Source organism: Azotobacter armeniacus (assembly GCF_054779355.1).
Window position 1 is genome coordinate 20,588 of record NZ_BAAGYK010000010.1, and the last position, 7,366, is coordinate 27,953.

Annotated in this window: 6 protein-coding genes and 1 pseudogene; 3 read left to right on the top strand and 4 right to left on the bottom strand. The window is 65.8% G+C overall.

The genetic code is table 11. The features are described 5' to 3' along the window. Window positions 1-48 precede the first annotated feature (48 nt). The gene (locus ACYVD0_RS02745) at window positions 49-891 is read left to right on the top strand and encodes a DUF6279 family lipoprotein (protein ID WP_460425373.1); all 843 of its coding nucleotides are present in this window, start codon (window positions 49-51) and stop codon (window positions 889-891) included. Between the two features lie 6 nt (window positions 892-897). Here the strand turns inward: ACYVD0_RS02745 and ACYVD0_RS02750 are convergent, their stop codons facing one another. After that, window positions 898-1,110 (bottom strand): hypothetical protein, encoded by a 213-nt coding sequence (locus tag ACYVD0_RS02750; RefSeq protein WP_460425374.1) that lies wholly within the window; start codon window positions 1,108-1,110, stop codon window positions 898-900. Window positions 1,111-1,188: 78 nt separating this feature from the next. Here ACYVD0_RS02750 and ACYVD0_RS02755 point away from each other — a divergent pair, with 78 nt between their 5' ends. Continuing rightward, a complete protein-coding gene (locus ACYVD0_RS02755) occupies window positions 1,189-1,722 on the top strand; it encodes a flavin reductase family protein (RefSeq protein ID WP_460425375.1) in 534 nt (177 codons plus the stop codon). Here ACYVD0_RS02755 and ACYVD0_RS02760 read toward each other — a convergent pair. The 3 genes and pseudogenes from ACYVD0_RS02760 to leuA all read right to left on the bottom strand — a co-directional run bounded on the left by ACYVD0_RS02760 (window position 1,696) and on the right by leuA (window position 5,197). Further along, a pseudogene (locus ACYVD0_RS02760) lies at window positions 1,696-2,331 on the bottom strand (DUF2238 domain-containing protein). The gene ACYVD0_RS02755 and the pseudogene ACYVD0_RS02760 overlap by 27 nt on opposite strands. An 85-nt stretch (window positions 2,332-2,416) precedes the next feature. Continuing rightward, window positions 2,417-3,112, bottom strand: a complete 696-nt coding sequence (locus ACYVD0_RS02765) for an HNH endonuclease family protein (protein ID WP_460425376.1) — start codon at window positions 3,110-3,112, stop codon at window positions 2,417-2,419. Window positions 3,113-3,523: 411 nt separating this feature from the next. Further along, the gene (gene leuA, locus ACYVD0_RS02770; protein WP_460425377.1) at window positions 3,524-5,197 is read right to left on the bottom strand and encodes a 2-isopropylmalate synthase; all 1,674 of its coding nucleotides are present in this window, start codon (window positions 5,195-5,197) and stop codon (window positions 3,524-3,526) included. Between the two features lie 662 nt (window positions 5,198-5,859). Here leuA and ACYVD0_RS02775 point away from each other — a divergent pair. Then, window positions 5,860-7,221: an OprD family porin gene (locus ACYVD0_RS02775; protein WP_460425378.1), complete on the top strand. Its 1,362-nt coding sequence runs from the start codon at window positions 5,860-5,862 to the stop codon at window positions 7,219-7,221. Window positions 7,222-7,366: the final 145 nt, after the last annotated feature.

Consider the following 7,366-nt stretch of genomic DNA (forward strand, 5'->3'; position numbering starts at 1 on the left):
ATCGTTCCGCAATGCCGGCGCGCCTCCCGAGCCCTTGTCCTCCCACTGTTGGCAGTCCTGTTCGCCGGTTGCTCCGTCAGCCTCGTCTATGGCCAGCTGCATCGGCTGCTGCCCTGGTACATCGGCGATTACGTCACGCTGGACCGCGATCAGCGGGCCCTGCTCGACGTGCGCCTGGCGGAGCGCCTCGCCTGGCATTGCCGTACCCAGCTCGGCCCCTATGCCGCCCTGCTGCGGCGCCTGGAAGGTGACCTGCGCAGCGGTGCCATCACACCGGCCCGGCTTGATCTCCATCTGGGGCATGCCGAAGTCCTCCTGCGCGACCTGCTGACGGCGATTCTGCTGGATGCGCGCCTGCTGCTCGTTCAGCTCGACGACGAACAGCTCGACGAGCTGGCTGGCGCCTTCCGGCGCCGGAATCGCGACATGCACAAGGCGTTTCTCTCCGGGACGCCGGCCGAACGGAGAATGGAGCAGATCGAGCGCATGGAGAAGCGCCTGCGCAGCTGGTTCGGCCGCCTGAGCGAGGAGCAGCGCCGTCTCGTCGAGCACTGGAGCGATGCCTTGCAGCCCACGACGGCAGAGTGGCTGGCCAACCGCGAGCGCTGGCAGGCCAGGCTGATGGCGACGCTCGCGCAGCGCCGGGATACTGCGCTCTTCGAGGCACGCCTGCGGCTTCTGCTGATCGAGCCCGACTCCGCCTGGAGCGCCAGCTATCGCGCCCGGATGACGCACAACCGCGAGCAGACCCTGATCCTGCTTGCCGGGATGTTCGATACGGCGACGCCACGTCAGCGCGAACATCTCTTCGGCGAGATCGGTGCCTGGGCGCGACAGTTCGAGAGGCTCGCCTGTACCCAGGCGCCGACGCTGAAGGCCGGGCAGGGCTGAGAGCGTTCAAGGTTCCGAAGCTTCCCCGGGCGACTGGCGCTCCTCGCGTACCAGATACGCCTGTTTGTGCCCGCGCTGCTCGTACTCGCGCATGAGCGCTTCGGCCTCGGCGCGCTCGGCGAAGCGGCGCATCTCCACCTCGTTGCCGTTGTCGTCGATGCGGTAGAGGATCCAGTGGCCGGAGCCCGGCTCATCGAGCATTGTTGTCGTGTCGTTCAAGAGCGATTCCTCACGCCCACCAAGACGGGGCTATGGTTGATTGGATAACGCCACCTTTCCCCGCCCTGGAGCGCCCTCATGAAAACCCAGCTTCCCCTCGGCAACGTCTACGTCCTCCTTGAACCCGGCCCGGTGCTGCTGCTCAGTACCGCCCACGGTGGCCGGGCCAACGTGATGCCGCTGTCCTGGCACACGATGCTGGAGTTCGAGCCGCCGCTGGTGGGCTGCGTGGTCAGTGCGGCGGACCTTTCCTTCGCCACTCTGAGCGAGACTGGCCAGTGCGTGCTCAACGTGCCGACGGTGGAGCTGGTGGAGCAGGTGGTGGGCTGCGGCAACTGCTCAGGACGCGAGGTGGACAAGTTCGCCCGGTTTGGCCTGACCGCCCGACCGGCCAAGCAGGTGGCGGCGCCGCTGATTGCCGAGTGTTTTGCCAACCTCGAATGCCGAGTGGCGGACCGTCAGCTGGTCGGCAGCTACAACTTCTTCATCCTTGAGGTGGTGCAGGCCTGGCACAACCCGTCGGTGAGCGCGCCGCGCACCCTGCATCATCGCGGTTTCGGCAAGTTCATGGTGGCCGGCGAGGAGCTAACCTTGCCTTCGGCCATGCGCTGACCGCTCGAGCGCAGCGATCTGCCGGTCCAGCAGGCGGGCGAGGCCGAGCTGGGTGGCACTGGCGCCGATCAGCGCGAGGAAGATGTCCGACGGGGTGTCCCAGGGATCGCCCTGGGTGCCGAGAAACTCCACCGCGCCCTGCCCGGCGAGCAGCGCCACCCACCATTCGATCAGCTCATAGACAGCGCTGATCGCCTGCGCCACGTACAGCGACAGGAAGGCCAGCAGTCGCCCGTTGGCGAGGAAGCGGCCGCGCAGCAGGATCTCCCGGGCGACCAGCGCCGGCACCAAGCCCTGCATGAAATGGCCGAGCTTGTCGTAGGGATTGCGGCTCAGCTCGAACAGCTCTTGCACCCAGAAGCAGCGGTACCCGCGCGTAGGTGTAGGCGCCGCCGAGGATCAGCACCAAGGCGTGGGCGGTGATCAGTAGGTAGAGCAGGGACGTCAGCGGGAAGCGCGAATGGTTGAATGCTAACAGCGGCGCGGCGATCAGCACGGGCGCGACTTCCAGCAGCCAGGTGGCCCGGTCGTAGGGCGCGATGCCGGAAACGAGCAGGGCGGCCAGGACGGGGTCAGGCCGAGGGTCGCAAGAAGTCTGTTCCGCTGCATGGCGTTGCTTGCCTGGGTTGCCGGGGGAGGGCGGGAGTTAGCACTCGTCCGGGCCGCCTGGCAAGGGCTGCCAGCCGGCGGCGAGCTATTTCTTCCTGCAGCTGCGCAGGTCCACTTCGCCGACCAGCGGGTTGACGTTGCCCTGCACGCAGGCGATGCGCTGGTTGCGCCAGAGCTCCCATTCGCTCACCGGATACTGGCGGTTCCAGATGTCGTAGAGGCGCTGGTCCTGCTTGGACAGGCGCAGGTGGTAGCGCTGGCTCATGTACAGGTAGATGCGCGCGATGGCGCCGCGGCTGTAGTCCGCCGGCATGGCGGTGCGCTGTTTGAAGTCGACCACGAAGGGACAGGCGCCGTACTGGGTGGGCTTCTCGGTCAGCATGCCGAAGCCGAAGTTGCTGCGGTCGCCGTTCACCTCGCCGACCACCGGCACCAGGTTGTGCAGGTCGGCCTCGGCCTGGCTGAACACCGGGTCGTTGGCCGTGCAGTTCTTGCGCCCGCCGTCCTGCCAGCACTGGCGCTGGTGGCCGATCACCCAGGCCGGGACGATATGCTCCCACTCGACGCGCGCGGCGCGGTTGGCCTGCTTGCGCGGCTGGTAGCCGCAGCTCTCCATATCGATGCGGTTGCCCTTGTAGGTGCAGCCGCAATAGAAATCCACCGGCCGCTCGGCATAGATCTTCCAGGCGATCTTCTTCGCTTCACGGAAGGTGCGTGGGGCGTCGGCGTGGACCAGGGAGAACGGCAGCAGAAACAGCAGAAAGAGAACGAAACGGCGCATGGGACTCTCGTAATTGATGTGGTACGAGCGTCCTTGCTGATTGGCCGAATGTTACTCAGATATGGAAAGAAATCCACGCAGACTGTGATCCGATAGACAAATCTGGCATATCTCGGAGACGGGCAGGGAGAGCGGGGAGCCGGGGTGCGCGAAAGTCAGGCGGGCTGCCGCATACTGCTGGGCCCGCATGGCGATGCGTTTTGACGAATGGAGGTTGGGCAGGAACCGGAAGAGAGAAGGGCACCTGTGTGGTGCTTTTGGTGGGTTGGGCTGGCGCTGCTGTAGTGTTTACATCCTGCTCAAGGACACTTTTTCAAGCCGACCGAGGTAAAGGCAGGTGCGTTTTTCCCTCACCCCAACCCTCTCCCCGGAGGGGAGAGGGAGCCGAAAGCCGTCGTGCCTGGGGGCGGCTCAGGCCGCCCTTGCCGCCGCCTGTTGGCCGAGGGCGCGGTTCAGGGCGCTGAACAGCGCGCGCAGGCTCGCCGTGGTCAGGTTCTCGTCGATGCCCAGGCCATGCAGCGGGCGCTGGCCGTCGAGGCGCAGCTCGATGTAGGCCGCGGCCCTGGCATTGCTGCCGGCGCCGATGGCGTGCTCGTGGTAGTCCATGATCTCCACGCGGACCGGCAGGCTGGCCACCAGGGCCTCCAGCGGGCCCTTGCCGATGCCGCGCCAGTGGCGGCTCTCGCCGTTGTCGAGGACCTCCACGTCCAGCGCGCAGGTGCCGTTCTCCTCCTGCAGGCGATGCCCTTTCAGGCTGTAGGGCGCGCCGGCCTTGAGGTACTCGACCTCGAGCAGGGCGTGGATCTGCGTGGCGCTCAGCTCCAGGCCGAGGCGGTCTGTCTCTTTCTGCACCACCTGGCTGAACTCGATCTGCATGCGCCGCGGCAGGCTGATGCCGTATTCCTGCTCGAGCAGGTAGGCGATGCCGCCCTTGCCGGACTGGCTGTTGACGCGGATCACCGCCTCGTAACTGCGGCCGATGTCGGCCGGGTCGATCGGCAGATAGGGCACTTCCCAGATGCCGTTCGGGTCCTGCTGGGCGAAGCCCTTGCGGATCGCGTCCTGGTGCGAGCCGGAGAAGGCGGTGTGCACGAGGTCGCCGACGTAGGGATGGCGCGGGTGCACCGGCAGCTGGTTGCATTCCTCGACCACCTTGCGCACCGCGTCGATGTCGGAGAAGTCCAGCTCGGGGTCGACGCCCTGGGTGTAGAGGTTCAGCGCCAGGTTGACCAGATCGACGTTGCCGGTGCGCTCGCCGTTGCCGAACAGGCAGCCCTCGATGCGGTCGGCGCCGGCCATCAGGCCCAGCTCGCTGGCCGCCACGCCGGTGCCGCGGTCGTTGTGGGTGTGCAGGCTGACCAGCACGCTGTCGCGGCGGTTCACATGGCGGCAGAACCACTCGATCTGGTCGGCGTAGACGTTTGGCGTGGCCGCCTCGATGGTCGCCGGCAGGTTGAGGATCAGCCTGTGCTCCGGGGTCGGCTGGAACACCGCGACCACCGCATTGCATACCTCCACGGCGAACTCGGTCTCGGTGGAGCTGAACACTTCCGGCGAGTACTCGAAGCGCCAAGCGGTTTCCGGGTTGGCTTCGGCGAGGCGCTTGATGATCTTCGCCGCGTTGACGGCGATCTCTACCACCCCGGCTTTGTCCTGGCTGAAGACGATGCGCCGGAAGCTCGGTGCGGTGGCGTTGTAGTAGTGGACGATGGCCTGCTTCGCCCCCTTGAGCGATTCGAAGGTGCGGACGATCAGATCCTCGCGGGCCTGGGTCAGCACCTGGATGGTCACGTCGTCGGGGATGTGGCCCTCCTCGATGAGCTGGCGGACGAAGTCGAAGTCGGTCTGCGAGGCCGACGGGAAGCCCACCTCGATTTCCTTGACGCCCACCCGCACCAGGGTCTTGAAGAAACGCAGCTTCTTCACCGCATCCATCGGCTCGATCAGCGACTGGTTGCCGTCGCGCAGGTCGGAGCTGGCCCAGATCGGCGCCCGGTCGATCACCTGGTCCGGCCAGGTGCGGTCGGGCAGGGCGATCGGGGTGAAGGGGCGGTACTTCTGCGACGGGTTTTTGAGCATGGTCATGGCATCTCCCAGGGGCTTGCGGGCGCAGGCCGGAAAAAACCGGCGCCGGGCGTCATTCGTTGGGTGCACGCTAGTGCTTCATCCGTGCGTGTTGCAAGCTTTTGCTAAAAATTGGTTGTTTTTGCCGTTATAGCGTCAGTCATTGGTTGTTAATTGCCATTGCAAGCTTAAATGATCATTTTTATTGCTGTGGCTTTTTACCCTGTCTTATCGCAGCCCGGCCGCGGCCCGGTCATGCGAACATCCCCGGCCTCGCCAGATGAGCGGCCTGTGGCGGCTGACGACGGCGCAGAGCCGGGCGGTTGGCCATCGGGAGGCCTGCGAACTACCCACCTGGGGGGGAGCACCTGGGGGGGGAGGGGCAGTATTCTTGCCGGGCCGGCCACCGCTTCGCTGTTCCTCGCGGGCCCGCGCGCAGAACAAGAACAAGAGCGAGACACGGTCGGAGCGACCGGCCCGAGGTAGATACATGGATCGACGATCCCGACCGCAAGCTTCCAGCTGCTACGACTGATCAGCTATGCCCCTGGCCCCGCGCCAGTCCGCCCAACCCACCGAAACCGACGTATGACCCGCCGTGCAATTACTGCGGGACGCGGCACCGTCTTGCCAATCCGCGGCCGGCTCCGTCCTCGTCATGCTCCAGCAACAGGAATGAATCCATGCGTTTCGACAAGAAGAATCCAGCCTGTGCCGCGTCCCTGTCCCTCGCCCTGGGCGTTTCGACGGCCGCCATCGCCGCCGACAGGGAGGGTTTCCTCGAGGGCTCCACCTTCCAGGTGCTCAACCGCAACATCTACTTCAGCCAGGACTTCCGCAACGGCGACAGCGCCCTCAACCCGCAGACCGGCGAGAAGAAGACCCGCCGCAGCGAGTGGGCGCACGGGGTGATCGCCACCTTCGAGTCCGGCTTCACCCCGGGCGTGGTCGGCTTCGGCCTGGACGTGCGCGGCCAGTTCGGGATCAAGCTGGACGGCGGCGACGGCCTGGTCGGCAACGGCATGGCGGGCAACGGCATCGTCCCGCGGCGTGGCTACAATTTCGACGGCAAGCCCAAGGACGAATTCGGCCGGGTCGACGTGGCGCTGAAGATGCGCCTGTTCGACGACACCGAGCTGCGCTACGGCGACGTCCGCCCTCTCACCCCGGTGGTCAACACCAGCGACATCCGTCTGCTGCCGCAGAGCTTTCGCGGCGGCACCGTCATGAACACCTCGATCAAGGGCCTGACCCTGCAGGCCGGCAAGCTGGAGTCCAACGCCGACCGTACCGCCACCGCCCACCGGGGCGACCTGGGCACCGCCTACGGCGGACGCTTCAAGGAGGCCGACGACTTCGTCTACTTCGGCGCCGACTATCAGGTCAACGACCGGCTGCGCCTGCGCGTGCACCACGGCAAGCTCGACGACGTCTGGAACCAGGCGTTCCTCGGCATCGACTGGAACCAGCCGCTGCGCGAGGGGCTGACCGCCAAGGCCGGCGCCAAGTACTACCGCACCCGCGACACCGGCAAGTCGCTGATGGGCGACATCAACAACGACTCCTGGAGCGCCCATGTCGGCCTCGACGTCGGCGCCCACAGCTTCACCGTGGCGCGTACCCACATCGACGGCGACACGCCGTTCGACTACGTGTGGAACACGTGGGACTTCTATCTGGACTCCTTCTCCCAGTCCTCCGACTTCAACAGCCCCAACGAGCGGGTGTGGATGGCGCGCTACGACTATGACTTCGCCGGCCTCGGGATTCCCGGCCTGACCTTCACCACCCGCTACATGCGCGGCACCGACATCGACGGCACCAAGGCCGGGCCGCACTACGTCGCTTACCAGAACACCCGCGACGGCCGTCACTGGGAAAACGACATCTGGCTCGGTTATGTGGTGCAGAGCGGCCCGGCCAGGGACCTCAGCTTCCGCGTCTGGCACGCCACCCACCGGGTCAGCGGCGACCACACCGCCGAGGCCAACCTCGACGAGCTGCGTCTGATCTTCGAGTACCCGCTGGACTTCCGCCTGTTCTGAACAGGCCTTTGCTCCTGCAGGGCTATGTGCCCTGCAGGAGTCTTATTAACGCGGCAATCAAATTCACGATATAAAGGGACATGAAAAAGATCGATGCCCGAAAGCTCTCTCGAGAAACTCAGGACCAGATGCGACGCCTGGCCAT

Excerpts from the sequence above, each read along its gene's own strand:
- ACYVD0_RS02755 (WP_460425375.1), top strand. The coding sequence starts at position 1,189 with ATGAAAACCCAGCTTCCCCTCGGCAACGTCTACGTCCTCCTTGAACCC.
- ACYVD0_RS02765 (WP_460425376.1), bottom strand. The coding sequence starts at position 3,112 with ATGCGCCGTTTCGTTCTCTTTCTGCTGTTTCTGCTGCCGTTCTCCCTG.
- leuA (WP_460425377.1), bottom strand. The coding sequence starts at position 5,197 with ATGACCATGCTCAAAAACCCGTCGCAGAAGTACCGCCCCTTCACCCCG.
- ACYVD0_RS02775 (WP_460425378.1), top strand. The coding sequence starts at position 5,860 with ATGCGTTTCGACAAGAAGAATCCAGCCTGTGCCGCGTCCCTGTCCCTC.